This window comes from Tardiphaga sp. 862_B3_N4_1 (genome assembly GCF_051811085.1).
GTDB lineage: Bacteria > Pseudomonadota > Alphaproteobacteria > Rhizobiales > Xanthobacteraceae > Tardiphaga > Tardiphaga robiniae.
In genome coordinates, this window is sequence record NZ_JBPWQB010000002.1 from 416,616 (window position 1) to 433,323 (window position 16,708).

Sequence of the window (16,708 nt, forward strand, 5' to 3'; positions counted from 1 at the left end):
CTTTATTTGGCGGCGACCAGAAACGTCGCTCGGCAGGCCACAGCGGGGCGAATTTTGGCTCGGATCGACTCGGGAAGTGCAAACTGTATAACCGCAGCATCCCGCGACATACTTTTCTGCGTCCGGATGTCGACCTTCAGGTTATCCGGATAGTCATATCCCCACGGACCTGGCACCGCTCAGCGACACATAGTCTAGAAGCCTGCAAGGCGATTCAGGCATCTGCCTCGGTCATTCGGCGGCCTCACTTTTTAACTCTGCAAATTTCGCCGCCATCGTGGGATTGCCCCGGGTCAGCTTCTTGATCGTCACGTCCTGGGCCTTGTCGTTCGCAAGGCGCAGGTTCCGGTCTGTACCGATCAATGCGTCTTTTGTTTTCTGAAGATGATCGATGGACTTATCAATCTCGGCGATTGCAGTCTGGAAGTTCTTGGAGGCGAGATCATAGTTTCTGGCGAATCCGTTCTTGAATGTCTCCAACTGATTTTCGAACTGTGTGATGTCGATATTCTGCGCCTTAACGAGCGCCAGCTCCGTCTTGTACTTCAACGAGTTCAGGGAGGCGTTCCGTAAAAGGGTAATCATCGGCAGGAAGAACTGCGGCCGGATAACGTACATCTTCGGATAGCGGTGAAAGACGTCGACGATACCAGCGTTGTAGAGTTCGCTGTCAGGTTCGAGCAATGAGACCAGGATGGCGTACTCGCAGCCCTTTTCCGCGCGATCCCGGTCAAGTTCCTTGAAGAAATCCTCGTTCTTGCTCTTCGTTGCGGTTTTGTCGCTCTCGTTCTTCATCTCGAACATGATTGAGATGATCTCGGTGCCGGCATCGCCCGAATCGCGAAAGATGTAATCGCCCTTGCTGCCGGACCGCGCGTCGTTGTCCTTCTCGAAGTAGGCCCGCGGAAAGGCCATCGAGCGCACTCGGTTGAATTCGGTCTCACAGTGCTGCTCAAGGGTTTCCCCGACCATCTTGGTCGAGAGGCGCGCCTTCATATCCTTGAGACGCTCGATCGCGTCATCACGATCCTTGATCTGCGTTTCATACTTGTCCCTGAGGGACTGTTCGGCGAGCTGCTTCTCCAGCATCACCTGCTTGATGCCGTTCTTTAGTTCGTCCCGCTCTTTCTCGACTGCGCCGACAGCTTCGGTCACGGCGAGCTTTTTTTCTAGCTCGACAGCATGGAGCTTGGCTTTCAGCTCTCGGATCTCTTCTTCCTTGGAAGCGGAGACTTTGTGCAGCTCGCCGGCTAAAAGCGCCTCAGCAAGCTCAGAGGCGGCTTTCTTCTCGCGTTCGGCTTGCGCAAGCGCGTTTGCAAGCGTGTCGCGTTCTTTCTCCACTGCACCAAGGGCTTCAGTTACAGCAAGCTTCTGAGTAACGACACTCGCGTCAAGCTTGGATTTCAGCTCTTGGATTTCGGCGTCCTTGGCGGCCGCGGTCTTCTGCAAATCGTTGCTAACCTTCGCCTTGGCCAGCTCCACAGCGCTTTGCTTATCGCGCTCGGCCAATTCCAGGCGTTCGTGTAATTGCAGTTCGAAATCCGCGTCGCGGACCTGTTTCAGAATCTCGGCATAGCCGGATTCGTCGACCTTGAAGGCCCTGTCACAGTGGGGACAGATGATCTCGTTCATTTTTCCGGGTCCTGTCGAAGCGGCGCCGTTATCCGAAAAGCCACCGATCTTGCCAACGCCGGCGACATGGCGTGAACGCAGCTTGCCATGAATCACGAGAACAAAAATAGAACTTGCCGACTTGAACGGTCAAGCATTGCGCAAGGCTTACACGCAATTTCAACTGAACATCCCCCGATGCCCTGCCATTGCGGAGCGGGCTGACTGACATCGAGAGGGAGTCTGCCCAATGAACGCCCGGGTGGGCCCACATTTGCCGCCCCCCCCCCGCGCACGGCTAGCCGCATCGCCGTGCCGTGTGCACAAGAGCGTGCCTATGACCGACGAATTCGTGGCCTGCCGATCATCCGGAAGCACTGATGCTCAGTTTAGGTAACTTACACAGCTCCCTATACAATGCTTCGACCGGAAACTCTCCGTACGCGTCAGCCACTGACTTCGAGCCGTGGCCGGTCATGGCTTCCAGAATATCCTTCGCAAGCCCGTAGCGGCGCCCCAACGTCTTTATACGGTGGCGCCATGAATGGCTGGGAGAGATGCGAGGATCTCTAATACCGAGCTGGCGAACAAAGCGGCCAATAACCTTTGTCCCGTTGCCGCCGCGTTTTCCGAATTTATCTGGCGACAGCTCGGAGAATATGGGCCCGGTCTTTTTCTGAAGTGCAAATTTCAAAAACCCACTCTCTTCCAGTGCGGGATGCACCGGAATAATACGCTCAGATCCAGACGTCTTTACCGAGCCAGCTTCCGGCATGATTTTCATGCACCAGATGCCGTCGATCTCGACCACGTCCTCGCGACGCAATTGGCAGATCTCAGATACGCGAGCTCCGGAATAAGCCCCAATCCAGGGCACCCAACGTTTCACCGGATCCGAAGACGCCGTTGCGGCGAGCAGAACAATCTTGGCCTCCTCATCAGTGAAGCTTCGCTTCTTCTCACTCTGCTTGCTTCGCGTATCGAGCGAAATTCCATCCGCAACATTCGTGGTCAGCTTCTTATTGGCGACGCCCCATTGAAGGATCGCCCGAACCGGTGCGAGTTTGGCATCCTGGATGGTCTTGGGCCGAAGACCCTCGGTCAACATAGCTTCTTTCCAGCGAACCATGTCGTCGCCAGTAAGGGCCCGAGCATTGTCATGCTTTAAGAACGCGACCAGCTGTTTCACGACGCGTGACCATTCATATAACGTCTTCTCAACAGGACGGCGCTCTTTAGCCCAGCCGTCAACCAGATCGTTGAATGGGAATGGCTCCTGAGAGGGCAATGAAGCTAAGATAGGCGAGCTGCTCGCAGCGATAGGCGCCGCCGCGCCGACGCCTTGCGACAGCTGCTGCAAAGCGACACTGGCACGCTGAACCGCAGCTCCGATCGCGCGAGCCAATATCCTGTTGTCGCTTGCGGCCAGTCGAAGGCCGACATTTGAGGCGCAGCTATCGGCCCATTCCAGGCACCACCGCTCCATTTCTCGGACCCGTAGCTCATCCCTATCTACGACGATCGCAGCGGCGTCGTAGAGGAACTCGTAATTCGCCGAGATCGGGCTGGGCTGAAAAAGCCGCGGGCCTAGATCCACGCGCCAATCAGTCTGCTGGCTCGGATTTTCCAGGTATCGCTGTAACCATCTGTCGTAGAATGCCGCGGCCAGATGATGCGCCTCACGCTCAGTCAGGCTCTTCTGGCCGGATCTGAGATTGGCCCATTTCGCCTCGATTTCAGCCAGGGCGGCGGAATGCTTCACTTTCGCTAGCGCGGGATCCTTGGTCCCGAGCGTGCGAAGCTCCTCTCGCTTTCCCACGAGCTTAATGAGCTCGTCCGGAACGCGTTTTCGCAGCCAATAGATACCCGTTTTGGGGTGCTTCCAAGGACGTGACATTTGAAGGGGCATGTGTATCACCCGTGTGTATTACCGGGTAGCCCTCAAGTCATTGTTTTCACTGAATTGTCTTTAGGGACAAAGGCTTAGGAAGCCTATGGTGCCCAGGGGCGGGATCGAACCACCGACACTGCGATTTTCAGTCGCATGCTCTACCAACTGAGCTACCTGGGCGCCGCCCCGGATCAGGTCCAGGGAGCGCCGGTTTATAGTCAGGCAAATCGGCCCTGTCCACCCGCCCGATGGCATTTCTGTGAACGAAGATTTTCCCGTCAAAACAATGGGAAATGACCGCTTCGGACCGGCTTGGACAGCGCGAATGCCCGTCAAGCCTATTCGGCGTCCTCGTCATCCGTCGGTTTGCCGGGAATCGCATAGGAACCCGACAGCCAGCGATTGAGATCGACGTCGCGGCAACGCTCGGAGCAGAACGGCTTGGAGGCCTCCACCGCGGGCTTGCCGCAGATCGGGCACGGCTTTTCGCCAGATTTGGACGCCTTAGCTTGCATTCAACCATCCGAAACGGATCGGGAAGCCCTCGCCGCCGAGGAGTGTGACGGTCTCGTAGAGCGGCAGGCCGACAATATTGGTGTAGGAGCCGACCATCTTGACCACGAAGGAACCGGCAATGCCCTGCACGGCGTAGCCACCGGCTTTGCCGCGCCATTCGCCAGAGCCGATATAGGTCGAGATGTCTTCTTCGTTAAGGCGCTTGAAGCGCACCTTGGTCTCGATCAGCCGCTGCCGAAAGCTTTCCTTGGGGGTGACGATGCAGACCGCCGTATAGACACGGTGGTTGCGGCCCGACAGCAACCGCAGGCACTGCGAAGCCTCATCGACCAGTTCCGCCTTGGGCAGGATGCGACGACCGACGGCCACCACGGTATCGGCTGCAAGAATGAACGAGCCGCGGAGTTCGTCGTCGAGCTGAACTGACTTGAGCGCCGCTTCCGCCTTGGCGCGTGCCAGGCGATTGGCGCAGGCGCGCGGCAACTCGCCCCGCTTCGGGGTCTCGTCGACATCGGCGGGGCGCAGCGCATCGGGTTCGATCCCGGCCTGATTGAGCAGGCTGAGACGACGGGGCGAACCGGAGGCGAGAACGAATTTGGGGCGGCCGAGCATGCGGGGCGATGATCCTGGAAATGCGGCCGGAACCTATCGGAAGGGCTCTGCTTCGACAACCGCGGTGCGGTTATTTAACCGCTGGCAGCACCGCCTTTGGCGAAACGCTTGCGGATCCGCAGCAGCAGTCCATCGCAGACCTCGCGATAGGCGGCCAGTTTCTGGTCGCGATTACCTTCGGTTCCCGTGGGATCCACCGTCGGCCAGTATTCAACCTCGGCGGCATCGGTGCGCGTCAGGTCCAGCGCCTTGTGATGCGCCTCCGGCGACAACGTAATGATGAGATCGAAATTGAGCCCTTCCCAGTCCTCAAGCTCCTCGAAGGTCATGGGCTTGTGTCTGGAGATGTCCTGGCCGAGTTCGGCCATCACGGCCACTGCGAAGGGATCGAGCTCGCCCTTCTTCACCCCGGCGGATTTCACATACAGCGCCTGCGGAAACATCTGCTGCAACAGGCTGGCGGCCATCGGCGAGCGCACGCTATTCTGGCCGCAGGCAAACAACACCGCCTGCGGCGTACGCGCGCGTGGCGGCGCGGCCATCAGCGACTAGCCTTTCCAATGAAGGACAGAGATCAACGTAAAAAGCCGGCGCGACGTTTCGAAATCGACGCGCACCTTGCCGGCCAATCGTTCCTGCAGCGTCCGCGAGCCTTCGTCATGGATGCCGCGGCGGCCCATGTCGATGGCCTCGATCTTGTCGGGCGTAGCGGTGCGAATCGCCTGATAGTAGCTGTCGCAGATCATGAAGTAGTCCTTCACAATGCGGCGGAACGGCCCCAGCGACAGAAGGTGCGCGACGACTGGCGTGCCGTCCTCGCGGCGGATGTCGAACATCAGCCGGCTGCCGGTAATGCCGATATGCAGCGTAAACGGGCCGACGTGTGCGCCTTCCGGCGCGAACAGATTCTGCTCGATCAGGTCGTAGATCGCGATCGCGCGCTCATGCTCGATATCCGGCCCGGAACGGCCGATCGATTCCTCATCGAGCGTCACCGCGACGATGCGGTTGTTGCTGTCATCCTCTGGTGGAGGGGCATTACTCATCGCAAATTGAGGCGCAATCCGACTGAACGTGCGTGAGCATCGAGGCCTTCGGCCTTGCCCAGCGTCATCGCAGCCGGTCCCAGCGCCCGCAGCTGATCCGGCCCGCACTTCAGGATCGATGTTCGCTTCATGAAGTCAAGTACGCCGAGACCCGACGAGAACCGCGCCGAGCGTGCGGTCGGCAGCACGTGGTTCGAGCCGCCGACATAATCGCCGATCGCTTCCGGCGTATGGCCGCCGAGGAAGATGGCGCCGGCATTGCGAATCTTGAGCGAGAACGCCTCAGGATCGGCCGTCATGATTTCGAGATGCTCGGCGGCGATGGCGTTGGCGAGCGGCACGGCGTCATCGAGCTTATCGACCAGAATGACCGCGCCGAAACTCTCCCACGACGCACGCGCGATCTCGGCGCGCGGCAGTGTGGTGAGCTGGGCCTCGACGGCAAGGATAACATCGTCCGCAAGGCGCTCGCTGTCGGTGATCAGGATCGACTGCGCATTGGCGTCGTGCTCCGCCTGCGCCAGCAGATCGGCGGCAATCCAGTCGGCATTAGCGGTATCGTCGGCAATGACCAGCACTTCTGAGGGGCCGGCAATCATGTCGATGCCGACCTTGCCGAACACCTGGCGCTTGGCAGCGGCCACATAGGCATTGCCGGGACCGACGATTTTGGCCACCGGCGCGATGCTCGCGGTGCCATAGGCCAAAGCGGCCACGGCCTGCGCGCCACCGACGCGATAGATCTCGGACACACCGCCGAGCTTCGCCGCGGCCAGCACCAGCGGGTTGAGCTTGCCGTCCGGCGACGGCACCACCATCACCACGCGCTCGACGCCGGCGACCCTGGCCGGCACGGCATTCATCAGCACCGACGATGGATAGGCGGCGGTGCCGCCGGGCACATAGAGACCGACAGCTTCAATGGCGCTCCAGCGCCAGCCAAGCTCGACCCCGAGCGCATCGGTGAAGCGGTCGTCCTTGGGCAGCTGGCGCTTGTGAAACAGCTCGATGCGGTCGCGGGCGAATGTCAGGGCATCCACTGTCTCTGCATCGCAGGCCGCCACGGCGGCATCGACCTCGGCCGCGGTCACGCGCAGGCCGGAGGCCTTGAGGTCCAACCGGTCGAACTTGCGGGTCGCTTCGAGCAGCGCATCGTCGCCGCGGGCGGCGACATCGTCGACAATGGCGCGGGTGGCGGCCTCGATATCGGCCGCTACTTCACGCTTCATGGTCAGGAAAGCATTGAAGCGCTGGGTGAAATCGGCGCTGGCGGTATCGATACGAATTGGCATTCTGGTGTTCCGGCGGGGCCTTGCCGGCCAAGGCCCCCTGCTCAATGGCGCGGCGACAAAGGGCCGTCAACCCTGTGCTGCCATGGAAAGGATGAATAGCGGATCAGGCGTCCAGACCGGAGGCCTCGGTGCCGGCATCGCTGGTCAGATCGTCCGGGCCGAGATCGGCCAGTTCGACCTCGAGACACTCGACATCCAGCCGGAGTGCGCCCCCACCGGCGAAGATCAGGACGACGCTACCGCCAGGAGGCTCGGCGGCATGGAATTCGATGCCGAACAGTTCCAGCGCGATGTCGGGCGTGTCGAGATCGATATCGCGGGACTTGCAGGCCAGCACGCGGTCGAAGCGCAGCGCCGAGACCAGCCGGCGCGGCGTGACTTCCCCTGAAATCGTCTGATCCCAGTCGAGCCGGCTCATGCCGACCACGAGCCGCTTCTCGCTCTGCCGCCAGATAATGTCGCCGACATTGACAGCCGCATCCTGAACATGCGCGGAAATCACCGCGAGGTCGTCGGCATCCAGTGCAATCAGCTTGCGTTGACCCGTCACGACGACCTCATGTGAGAACCTAGCCGCTGATGCGCTCGATGGTGGCGCCGCAGGCGGACAGCTTTTCCTCGAGCCGCTCGAAGCCGCGATCGAGATGATAGATGCGGTTGACCATGGTCTCGCCTTCCGCAACGAGGCCGGCGATCACCAGAGAGACCGAGGCGCGCAGATCGGTCGCCATCACGGGCGCGCCGCGCAGCTTGGCCGTACCGTCGATGGTCGCGGTTTCACCGTCGAGGTGAATTCGCGCGCCGAAGCGTGCCAGCTCCTGCACATGCATGAAGCGGTTTTCGAAGATCGTTTCGGTGATACGCGAGGAGCCCGTGGCTGTCGTCATCAGCGCCATCAGTTGCGCCTGCAGATCGGTCGGAAAGCCGGGGAATGGTGCCGTCGACACGTTCACCGGCTTGATACCCGCGCCGTTGCGCGAGATGCGGATGCCGTCGTTGTTCGGCGTCACCGTCGCGCCGGCCTCGACCAGTACGTCGAGCGCCGACTGTAGCAATTCAGGCCGTGCGCCTGAAAGTTGCACATCGCCGCCGGTCATGGCCACGGCCATGGCATAGGTACCAGTCTCGATGCGATCCGGCAGCACGGTGTGGCGCGTGCCATTCAGCTTGGCCACGCCCTCGATCGTGATCGTCGGGGTGCCGGCGCCGGAGATGCGCGCGCCCATCTTGTTCAGGCAGTCGGCGACGTCGACGATTTCCGGCTCGCACGCAGCATTGTTGATGACGGTCGTGCCCTTGGCCAGCGTCGCAGCCATCAACGCTACATGGGTGCCGGACACGGTGACCTTGGCGAAATCGATCTCGGCGCCCTTGAGGCCGCCGGGGGCCTTGGCAATGACATAACCGCCGTCGATGGTGAGTTCTGCGCCGAGCTTCTCCAGCGCCATGATCAAGAGATCCACCGGACGGGTGCCGATGGCGCAGCCGCCGGGCAGAGACACCTTGGCTTCGTGCATACGCGCCAGCAGCGGCGCGATCACCCAGAAGGACGCGCGCATCTTCGAGACCAGTTCGTAGGGCGCTGTCGTGTCGATGATGTTGGCGGCGGAGATATGCAGGGTCTGGCCCTGATATTCATGGTCGCCCGGGCGCTTGCCGGCCGACATGATGTCCACGCCGTGATTGCCGAGAATGCGCTGCAACTGCGCGACGTCGGCCAGACGCGGCACGTTGTCGAGAATCAGCGTCTCGTCGGTCAGCAGACCGGCGATCATCAATGGCAGCGCCGCGTTTTTGGCGCCCGAAATCGGGATCGTGCCATTGAGTTTGCTGCCGCCGACGATGCGAATGCGATCCATACCGATTCCCGCTGATTGCTGTGCCCCGACTATAGGGCGGATGGCCTCTTTAAAGCAAAAGCGTCGAAATTTGCGGTTTTTCGATGAGGCCGGCAGCAAATCTAAAAAAGGGCCGAATCGGCCCGTTTACGCTCCGACCTGATTGATATCCGGGGTTTCCAGGATTGGCTTGGAATAACCGTTACGAACCACCCGGATCATGGCGCGGCCGACTTTCTCCGTCGTGGTGACGTATTTTGGCGCGATCCGGACCAGCAGCGCCCAGAGAGACGCGGTCGCGGTGTAGATCGCCTGAACCCACGCCGTCTTCGAGCGCACACCGTGCAGCGGCTGGATGCCACCGGGGCGAAACATATAGGCCGCCTTGAACGGCAGCTTGAGCAAGTCGTTCTCGGTTTTGCCCTTGACCCGCGCCCACATCACGCTGCCCTGCTCGGTGCTATCGGTGCTCTGGCCGGTCACGTAGACGAAGGTCATGCCAGGATTGAGCCGCGCCAGCGTGTTCGCCACCGCGAGGGTGATGTCGTAGGTGATCCGACGATAGTCCGGCTCGCTCATGCCCAGCGACGAGACGCCAAGGCAGAACAGGCAGGCGCCATAGCCCGTCAAGTCGGGCGCGATGGCCGACAGATCGAAAAAATCCGTATGCGTGATCTCACGCAACTTGGCATCACATTGCCCGGTAGGACTGCGGCCGACCACGAGCACGGCCTCGACATCGGGATCGAGCAGGCATTCGCGCAGCGCGCCTTGCCCGACCATGCCGGTCGCACCGAACAGAATGACTTTCATGAGACTTCCTTTGGATGACTGACAGTCGATCGCGCGATGCAATCAGGCGGCAATTGCGACCTGATCAAACGACATGCCGGTGAGCGCAGCTGAGACCTCCCACAGCCGCGCGCCGACGGCGGCATCCTGAGCTCGCGGCATGATCTTCGCGGGAGCCGGCGGCCCCTTCATTTCGTAGACGCCGTTCGGGCCGTAATAGCCAGCTGGCTTCGCATCGGGTGAGGTGGCTGCAAACAATGTCGGCAAGGCACCGGCGGCGGCTGAATGGCTCAGCGGACGCAGCAACCGGCTTCCGAGCCCCATCAAGCCACCGCTGCCGGGGCCGTTCGGAATGAGATCGGTGAGCGCGAAACCGGGATGCGCGGCATTGCTCATCAGACCCCAGCCTGCGGCATCGCTGCGCCGCTGCAACTCGATCGCGAAGATCAGCATCGCGAGCTTCGACTGCTGATAGGCTTTCCACGGCTTGTAGAATGTCGCGCCCTGAAGATCGTCGAAATCGATGAGGCCCGAACGATGCGCAAGACTGCTGAGATTGACCACACGCGGCGCCTTGTTGCGGCGAAGCACCGGGAGCAGACGCGCCGTGAGCGCATAGTGACCGAGATAATTGGTACCGAGCTGCATCTCGAAGCCGTCGGCGGTGGTCTGGCGCGTCGGCAGCGCCATCACGCCGGCATTATTAATCAGCAGATCAAGCGACGCATACATCGCATCGAAACGGCGTGCGAAAGTAGCGACCGAGTCCAGGCTGGCAAGATCGAGGTGCTCATAGCTGATGATCGCGTCGGGATGTCGCTCGCAGATGCGCTCGATCGCAGCGCTCCCCTTGGTGTCGCTACGGCCGGTCAGCACCACTTCGGCGCCAGCTCCCGCAAGCGCCATTGCCGTCTCGAAGCCGAGGCCACCTGTCGCCCCGGTCACCACGGCCAGTTTGCCGGTCATGGGTGGAATATGGTCGATGCTCCAGTCCGTCATGCTTATATCTCCCCAGGATCGAGAATCGTTGCGCGGCGCGGCCGCCGGACATAAATGTGCACTCAGTGCAAACTTGCAATAGGTGCAGATCGAGGATTGTTGTGACCGCCAGGATGCCGGCTAAGCCGAGGAAAACAGAAGCGGAATCGGTTGCGGCACCTGCTGCGCCGCCGACCGGCCTGCGCGAAAGGAAGCGCCAGCAGACGCGAGAGCGGCTCACCAAGGTCGCGATGGAGCTGTTTCTTAAGCGCGGTTTCGAGGAAACGACGCTGGACGACATTGCGGCCGCCGCAGAGATCTCGCGCCGCAGCTTCTTCCATTATTTCGCGTCGAAGGAAGACCTCGTGCTGGCGTGGCAGGATGCCAGCACGGATTTCCTTGTGGCCGCGATCGCCGCAAGGCCCGCAGACGAGCCGATGCTGCTGGCCGCGGAAAATGCTTTGCTCTCGATGGCACAGCAGCTCGAGAGCTCCGAGGCGATCGCCATTGCGCGATTGAAGCACGGCAATCCCGCGCTGCGCGCGCGCGACCACGTGAAATACGAAAAGATGGAGCGCGCCATCGCTGCCGCGCTCGGCAACCGCGCCAAAGACAAATCCGGGCAATTGCAGGCGCGGCTGGTCGCCATGATCACGACAGGCGCGATGCGGATCGGCGGCGAGATCTGGCTGGCGCAGGACGCAGGCGAAAGACCCGAGGCGCTTGTGAAGCGCACCTTCGGCGAGATACGGGCGATCCTCCGGGAATCGCCCGCCCGAAAAGGCAAAGCCTAGCGGCTATCGGCGGGAGATCGCCGCCCGGCGATCAGGCGAAGCCGCCGGGCATCGGGCGAAACTTCCTGATCGCAAGGAAGGTCGTGACGACGAAGAACACCAGCACGATGCCCTGAACGATCGCAAAAGGCGGCTCACTCGGCGGCACGCTCGGTGCCAGCGCATGAAGCGGCGGGACCTTCAGGAAGCTCTGGATCACCAGGACGAACACGTTGAGATAAAGCGAGATCATCGCAGTCAGCACATAAATCCAGCGCCAGCGCCCCGCCAGCTTCTGGCCATAGAGCGCCAGGCAGGCGATCGCCAGCAGCACCAGCGAAATGATGCCGATGACATGCGACGGCAGCAATTTCTCGACCGGGAAGAAGAAGCCGGTCACGCTGGTCAGGATCGTCGTCAGCAGAAACAGACCGGTCCAGCCGGGCAGCGACTTTGATTTCAGCAGGCCGACCATTGCGACCAGGCCCGCGACGATGCCGATCAGGCTGACCACCACATGAAGCAACGTGAACGTTGCCAAGCTCATTCCCAAAACCATGATGCACCCCTGCTTTAGAACCCCTCAAATCTTAGGGTGCGACACGGGAACTTGCCAATGATTTTTGGCTGACACTCATCATATACATTTGCGTGCAAGGTGCCGTTTCGTTCAAGATATTTGCGTTCGATCGATAGAGCCGCGAAATCCTACTTGTTGAGAAACTCAACCAGTTTCGGGATCACCTGATCGGGGGCTTCTTCCATCAGCCAATGGCCTGAGCCTTTGACGATAACACCGTCCACATTGCTGGCGACGAGGCGCCCCTGCTCGATCAGGAAGGACCCACCGGCCTTCTCACCGGAGAGGACCAGCATCGGCATTGGCAGTTTGGTCTTGGCAAGTTCGGCAAACTCGGCGGCATCTTTCTCAAAAGCGCGGAAGACCTCGAAACCGGCTGCCATATGGCCGGGCTTCGCATAGGCCTTGGCGTAAAACACGCGGTCCTTTTCCGGCACCGACTTCTTCGGGTCCGCGGCGAAATCATTCCAGAAGTGCTCAAGGTAAATGCGCTCGCGGCCCGCGACCAGCGCCAGCGGCGTCTTGCCGTAGAAATGGAAGTGCCAGAGGTCGCGCAACAGCCAGACATGCGTCCAGTCGCCAACACCAGGCAAAAAGGCATCCATCAACGCGATACGATCGACTTCGCTCGGATATTGCGCAGCGTAGGCATAGGCGACCATCAGGCCGATGTCGTGGCCGACAATTTTCACCTTGGGATATTTCAGGCCGACCACCAGCGCATGGATATCGCGGGCCATCGCCACCTTGGTGTAGCCATCGGCCGGCGCGTCGGAATCGCCGAAGCCACGCAGATCCGGTGCGATCACCGTATGACTGGCTGCAAGTTTTGCGATCAACGGGCGCCACATATGGCTAGTCTCGGCATAGCCATGCAGCAGCACGATCGGATCGCCCTTGCCCGCAATGAGATAATGCAGCTTGACGCCGTTGATGGTGGCGAAGCGGCTTTGCGGAGCTTGCGCTGAAGCGGATACGGGGAGAAACGGCGCTGCCAGGACGGCCAGCAGCACACCCAACAAAGCCCGGCGTCCGATCGTAAAAATGTGCATGAAGTCCCCACTGAAACGTCGCCCGCGTCGGGACGATTGTCTCAGTAGTAGCGCGGAATCGGCCCGTTGTGCGGAGTCTTTCGATCCGACAAATCGAACATGACTTCATCGACATAGCACCAGCCCCAGCCTTCGGGTGGATCGTAGCCTTCGATAATCGGATGCTTCGTGGCGTGGAAATGCTTGGTCGCGTGCTTGTTCGGGGAGTCGTCGCAGCAGCCGACGTGACCGCAGGTCCGGCAGATCCGCAAGTGCACCCACATACTGCCCGTTTTCAGGCATTCCTCGCAACCAAGTGCGCTGGGTGTCACATCGCGAATGCCGGAAATATGCGTGCAGCCTTTCGGCATGATGATCTCCCGTTATGAGCTCAAAGGGTTGGCGTGGCCGTATCGCCGAGAAAACCATGCAGCGCCGCCACCACCTGGGCGCCCTCGCCGATCGCGCCGCCGACACGCTTCACCGAACCCGAGCGCACATCACCGACCGCAAAGACACCGGACACCGACGTCTCCAGCGCCTGCACGCTGCGGCCATTGGCGGGAATGCCGGTGATGATGAAGCCATGACGATCGAGCGTGACGCCGCAGTCCGCCAGCCACTCGGTGGCGGGATCGGCGCCGACGAACAGGAACAGATTACGGATGTCAGCGCAGGACTCCTCGCCGGACAGCCGACTACGGGTACAGATCCGTTCGAGCCCCGCCTCCTGCGTCCCCTCCAGCGCCACGACTTCGGTGTTGAAGGCCAGCTCGATATTCGGTGTCGCCTCGATGCGCTCGATCAGATAGCGCGACATGCTGGCGCCGAGGCCGCCGCCGCGGATCACCATATGCACCTTGTTGGCCTGGCTCGCGAGAAACACCGCCGCCTGACCTGCCGAATTGCCACCGCCGACCAGGTAGATTTCCTGCTCCCTGCAGAGTCGGGCCTCGATCGGAGATGCCCAGTACCAGACGCCGCGACCTTCGAAATCGGCGAGCCGCTCGATGTCCGGCCGGCGATAGCGTGCGCCCGATGCCACCACGATGGCCTTGGCACGCATGACATCGCCATCGTCGAGTTCAAGAGCGAACAGTCCGTCCTTGCGTGAACAGTCCAGCGACTTCACGGCCGCCGGGATCATGATATCGGCGCCGAACTTCTGCGCCTGGTTGAAGGCACGCGCCGTGAGTGCCATCCCGGAGATGCCAGTCGGGAAACCGAGATAGTTCTCGATCCGCGCGCTGGCGCCGGCCTGGCCGCCGAATGACTTGGCATCGCACACCGCAACCGACAGGCCTTCCGACGCGCCATACACCGCGGTGGACAAGCCCGCAGGTCCGCTGCCGACGATGGCGACGTCATAGGTCTTGCCCTTGGCGATATGGCTGATCATGCCCATCGCGCGGGCGAGTTCGGAGAAGGACGGATTGCGCAGCACCGTGCCGTCGGCCACCACCACCAGCGGCAGATCCTCCGGCGACGGCGTATAGCGCGCGATCAGATCGGCGGCGTCCTTGTCCGTTGCGGGGTCGAGCAGATGATGCGGATAGCCGTTGCGGGAGAGGAAGCCCTGCAGGCGAATGACATCGCTGGAATTGGCCGTGCCGATGAAAGCCGGACCGCCAGCGCTGCCCTGCAGGAGGTTCACCCGACGCAGGATCAGCGCACGCATGATGCGCTCGCCCAGATCCGCTTCCGCGATCAACAGCGCGCGCAGCCGTTCCGGCGGAATCAGCAGTGTCTCGATATCGCCTTCAGCATGACCGTCAACCAGCGCGACGCGGCCCGACAGTTGCGCGATCTCGGCCACGAACTGTCCGGTGCACTGATCGGCCACCGGCGTGATGCGGCCGAAGCCGTCGCGCTGGGTGATCGCCACATGTCCGGACAACACCACGAACATGCCGGGACCGGGCTTGCCGGTCTCGAACAGGCAATCGCCATCCTTGTAATGCCGGATCTCACCGAAGCGGCGCATCCGCTCGATCTCCGCCGCCGTCAGCACGGGAAAAGTCTGATCGTGACGCGGCAGCGCCGCCCGCGGCGCGTAGGCCGGCAGCTCGGCGCTGGATGATGCCTGGGATTCTGATGACATTTAAACTCGCATGCTCACGCGGCGGACAGGTGCCATCAATCTCGATCGGGATCGACGGGTCTTGAACAGAAGTCCTGTGTCTTATCGTCATCCGATGACGCCTCGACTGCGACGGCATCGCTGGCCTGACTGGCGCGCCCGCGCATTTGCACCTTCCGGCGCTTGAGATTTTCACGCAGCGCCTGGCGCAGCCTGTCCTGACGGGCAGTTGCACTTTCCTTGGCGGGTTTGCTCGGCTTACCGGTCATGGGCAGTTATGGTCGATCGAATGGCGTGCACACAGATGCGCCCGATTGGATCCTGTGACCCCATACATAACCGCCTTCAACGCGTCAGGCGAGATGATCGACTTCGAGATGATGATCCGGCCAATGAAGGCTCTGCCGGCGGTTATCGAGGCCATGGGGAACCGGATCGACTCGCCAATGGCGAAGCGCAAGGCGGCTGCAACCGCAACAGGCCGACCACACCCCTGTTATAATGATGCATTCTAAGTGCCACCCGCGCTTGCGCCGCCCGTGACCTTGTGGCAAGGATCGCCCCGCTTGGTAGGCGCCCTCGAGGCTGATTCCTGCACCCAGCATGCTGCCGTAGCTCAGTGGTAGAGCACTCCATTGGTAATGGAGAGGTCGACAGTTCAATCCTGTCTGGCAGCACCATTTTTCCCTGTTAAATCAATAAGTTCTCCCGACCGAGGCACCTGACAATCAGGCATCTCGCGGCAGAACAGAACGCCAATCGCGGTTCAATACGGGACTATCCGGGGCTCTGTTCCCTGCCTGTTCCAATCATCCGGCATAAGCAGCCCTATCACCGGACTCAAACGAGCTTGAAACAGACCCCCTTCGCGGGGGCAGTACACTTGTGGCTTTGAATGATGGACCAAAATCGAGACGACCGCCGAAGCCCGCCCTAACCGGCGGGTTTTTCGTTTGGCCCACATAATGCCTCTGCCGACCCTCGTCGAACCGTAGAAGACGCAGATGCGATCGGCCGGCACGTACCGCTCTAGCCGGAAATCGTGGAACGGTGCTGCCCGCAGCACACGAACGATTACACTCCATGCGGCAGCTTCGGAGCCGCGGCCTCTCAATGCGACAGGGAATGCGCCGCCGAAGATATATCGCCCCGCCCCTGCTTCACCAAAGCATTCATGAGCGGCAATTCGGTCGTCGACTTGATCTGCTCCATGGTGAACATCGACGACACATCATGCAGATCAATCTTGGCGATCAGCCGCTGATAAAGATCGTCGTAGGCCCGGATGTCCGAGACCACAGCCCGGATCAGATAGTCCACGTCGCCGCTCAGGCGATAGAAATCGACCACCTCGGGGAAGCTGACGACGATTTTCCGGAAACGCTGAACCCACTCCGCGTTATGCTGGTTCGTTCGCACGGCGATGAAAACGCTGACACCCAAATTCAGCTTATCTGCATCGAGAAGTGCAACGCGTCGCTTGATGTAGCCAGAGCTTTCGAGCTTCTGGATGCGACGCCAACACGGCGTGGAACTCAGGCCAACGCGATCAGCCAGGTCCTGCATGGAAAGGCTGCTGTCTACCTGGAGTGCCGCGAGAATTTTGCGGTCGAGCTCGTCGAGCATTGTGACCTCCGATGAAGGGTGTACGCAGAATATTTCTGCCGT

Annotated in this window: 18 protein-coding genes and 2 tRNA genes; 2 read left to right on the forward strand and 18 right to left on the reverse strand. The window is 60.9% G+C overall.

The genetic code is table 11. The features are described 5' to 3' along the window. Window positions 1-231: 231 nt before the first annotated feature. The 12 genes from AB8B02_RS19195 to AB8B02_RS19250 form a co-directional block, all read right to left on the reverse strand. Window positions 232-1,632: a DUF2130 domain-containing protein gene (locus AB8B02_RS19195; RefSeq protein WP_439064887.1), complete on the reverse strand. Its 1,401-nt coding sequence runs from the start codon at window positions 1,630-1,632 to the stop codon at window positions 232-234. 343 nt (window positions 1,633-1,975) lie between these two features. Then, window positions 1,976-3,520, reverse strand: coding sequence for a DUF6538 domain-containing protein (locus AB8B02_RS19200; RefSeq protein WP_439064888.1), 1,545 nt, complete (start codon window positions 3,518-3,520; stop codon window positions 1,976-1,978). Window positions 3,521-3,606: 86 nt separating this feature from the next. Then, window positions 3,607-3,682 (reverse strand) — tRNA-Phe (locus tag AB8B02_RS19205). A gap of 158 nt (window positions 3,683-3,840) precedes the next feature. Then, window positions 3,841-4,017, reverse strand: a complete 177-nt coding sequence (gene yacG / locus AB8B02_RS19210; protein WP_175366280.1) for a DNA gyrase inhibitor YacG — start codon at window positions 4,015-4,017, stop codon at window positions 3,841-3,843. Further along, window positions 4,007-4,630 carry a Maf-like protein gene (locus AB8B02_RS19215; RefSeq protein ID WP_184511824.1) on the reverse strand — a complete coding sequence of 208 codons (624 nt, stop codon included), beginning with the start codon at window positions 4,628-4,630 and terminating at the stop codon, window positions 4,007-4,009. Before AB8B02_RS19215 ends, yacG begins: the two co-directional genes overlap by 11 nt. A 74-nt stretch (window positions 4,631-4,704) precedes the next feature. Continuing rightward, window positions 4,705-5,172, reverse strand: a complete 468-nt coding sequence (locus AB8B02_RS19220; protein WP_068734774.1) for an arsenate-mycothiol transferase ArsC — start codon at window positions 5,170-5,172, stop codon at window positions 4,705-4,707. Window positions 5,173-5,178: 6 nt separating this feature from the next. Beyond that, a complete protein-coding gene (locus AB8B02_RS19225; protein WP_089266102.1) occupies window positions 5,179-5,676 on the reverse strand; it encodes a UPF0262 family protein in 498 nt (165 codons plus the stop codon). After that, on the reverse strand, window positions 5,673-6,968 hold the full coding sequence (gene hisD, locus AB8B02_RS19230; RefSeq protein ID WP_439064889.1) for a histidinol dehydrogenase: 1,296 nt from the start codon (window positions 6,966-6,968) through the stop codon (window positions 5,673-5,675). Before hisD ends, AB8B02_RS19225 begins: the two co-directional genes overlap by 4 nt. A 103-nt stretch (window positions 6,969-7,071) precedes the next feature. Beyond that, on the reverse strand, window positions 7,072-7,518 hold the full coding sequence (locus AB8B02_RS19235; protein WP_439064890.1) for a DUF2948 family protein: 447 nt from the start codon (window positions 7,516-7,518) through the stop codon (window positions 7,072-7,074). A gap of 19 nt (window positions 7,519-7,537) precedes the next feature. Beyond that, window positions 7,538-8,827: a UDP-N-acetylglucosamine 1-carboxyvinyltransferase gene (gene murA / locus AB8B02_RS19240; protein ID WP_439064891.1), complete on the reverse strand. Its 1,290-nt coding sequence runs from the start codon at window positions 8,825-8,827 to the stop codon at window positions 7,538-7,540. Between the two features lie 126 nt (window positions 8,828-8,953). Continuing rightward, the gene (locus AB8B02_RS19245; protein WP_439064892.1) at window positions 8,954-9,619 is read right to left on the reverse strand and encodes an epimerase; all 666 of its coding nucleotides are present in this window, start codon (window positions 9,617-9,619) and stop codon (window positions 8,954-8,956) included. A gap of 42 nt (window positions 9,620-9,661) precedes the next feature. Further along, complete coding sequence (locus tag AB8B02_RS19250; RefSeq protein WP_089266097.1) at window positions 9,662-10,597, reverse strand: SDR family oxidoreductase; 936 nt, start codon at window positions 10,595-10,597, stop codon at window positions 9,662-9,664. Between the two features lie 101 nt (window positions 10,598-10,698). Here AB8B02_RS19250 and AB8B02_RS19255 point away from each other — a divergent pair, with 101 nt between their 5' ends. Beyond that, on the forward strand, window positions 10,699-11,370 hold the full coding sequence (locus AB8B02_RS19255) for a TetR/AcrR family transcriptional regulator (protein ID WP_244628296.1): 672 nt from the start codon (window positions 10,699-10,701) through the stop codon (window positions 11,368-11,370). A gap of 31 nt (window positions 11,371-11,401) precedes the next feature. Here AB8B02_RS19255 and AB8B02_RS19260 read toward each other — a convergent pair whose 3' ends face one another. The 5 genes from AB8B02_RS19260 to AB8B02_RS19280 form a co-directional block, all read right to left on the reverse strand. Continuing rightward, on the reverse strand, window positions 11,402-11,908 hold the full coding sequence (locus AB8B02_RS19260; RefSeq protein WP_093756961.1) for a hypothetical protein: 507 nt from the start codon (window positions 11,906-11,908) through the stop codon (window positions 11,402-11,404). Window positions 11,909-12,057: 149 nt separating this feature from the next. After that, window positions 12,058-12,981 carry an alpha/beta fold hydrolase gene (locus AB8B02_RS19265; RefSeq protein ID WP_439064893.1) on the reverse strand — a complete coding sequence of 308 codons (924 nt, stop codon included), beginning with the start codon at window positions 12,979-12,981 and terminating at the stop codon, window positions 12,058-12,060. A gap of 41 nt (window positions 12,982-13,022) precedes the next feature. Continuing rightward, window positions 13,023-13,331, reverse strand: a complete 309-nt coding sequence (locus tag AB8B02_RS19270; RefSeq protein WP_092145281.1) for a UBP-type zinc finger domain-containing protein — start codon at window positions 13,329-13,331, stop codon at window positions 13,023-13,025. Between the two features lie 20 nt (window positions 13,332-13,351). Continuing rightward, a complete protein-coding gene (locus AB8B02_RS19275) occupies window positions 13,352-15,061 on the reverse strand; it encodes an FAD-dependent oxidoreductase (protein ID WP_439064894.1) in 1,710 nt (569 codons plus the stop codon). 35 nt (window positions 15,062-15,096) lie between these two features. Beyond that, window positions 15,097-15,309, reverse strand: coding sequence for a hypothetical protein (locus AB8B02_RS19280; protein WP_439064895.1), 213 nt, complete (start codon window positions 15,307-15,309; stop codon window positions 15,097-15,099). A gap of 336 nt (window positions 15,310-15,645) precedes the next feature. Here AB8B02_RS19280 and AB8B02_RS19285 point away from each other — a divergent pair. After that, window positions 15,646-15,720: transfer RNA gene (locus tag AB8B02_RS19285), tRNA-Thr, on the forward strand. Between the two features lie 430 nt (window positions 15,721-16,150). Here AB8B02_RS19285 and AB8B02_RS19290 read toward each other — a convergent pair. After that, window positions 16,151-16,666, reverse strand: coding sequence for an Lrp/AsnC family transcriptional regulator (locus AB8B02_RS19290; protein WP_089266090.1), 516 nt, complete (start codon window positions 16,664-16,666; stop codon window positions 16,151-16,153). Window positions 16,667-16,708 lie beyond the last annotated feature (42 nt).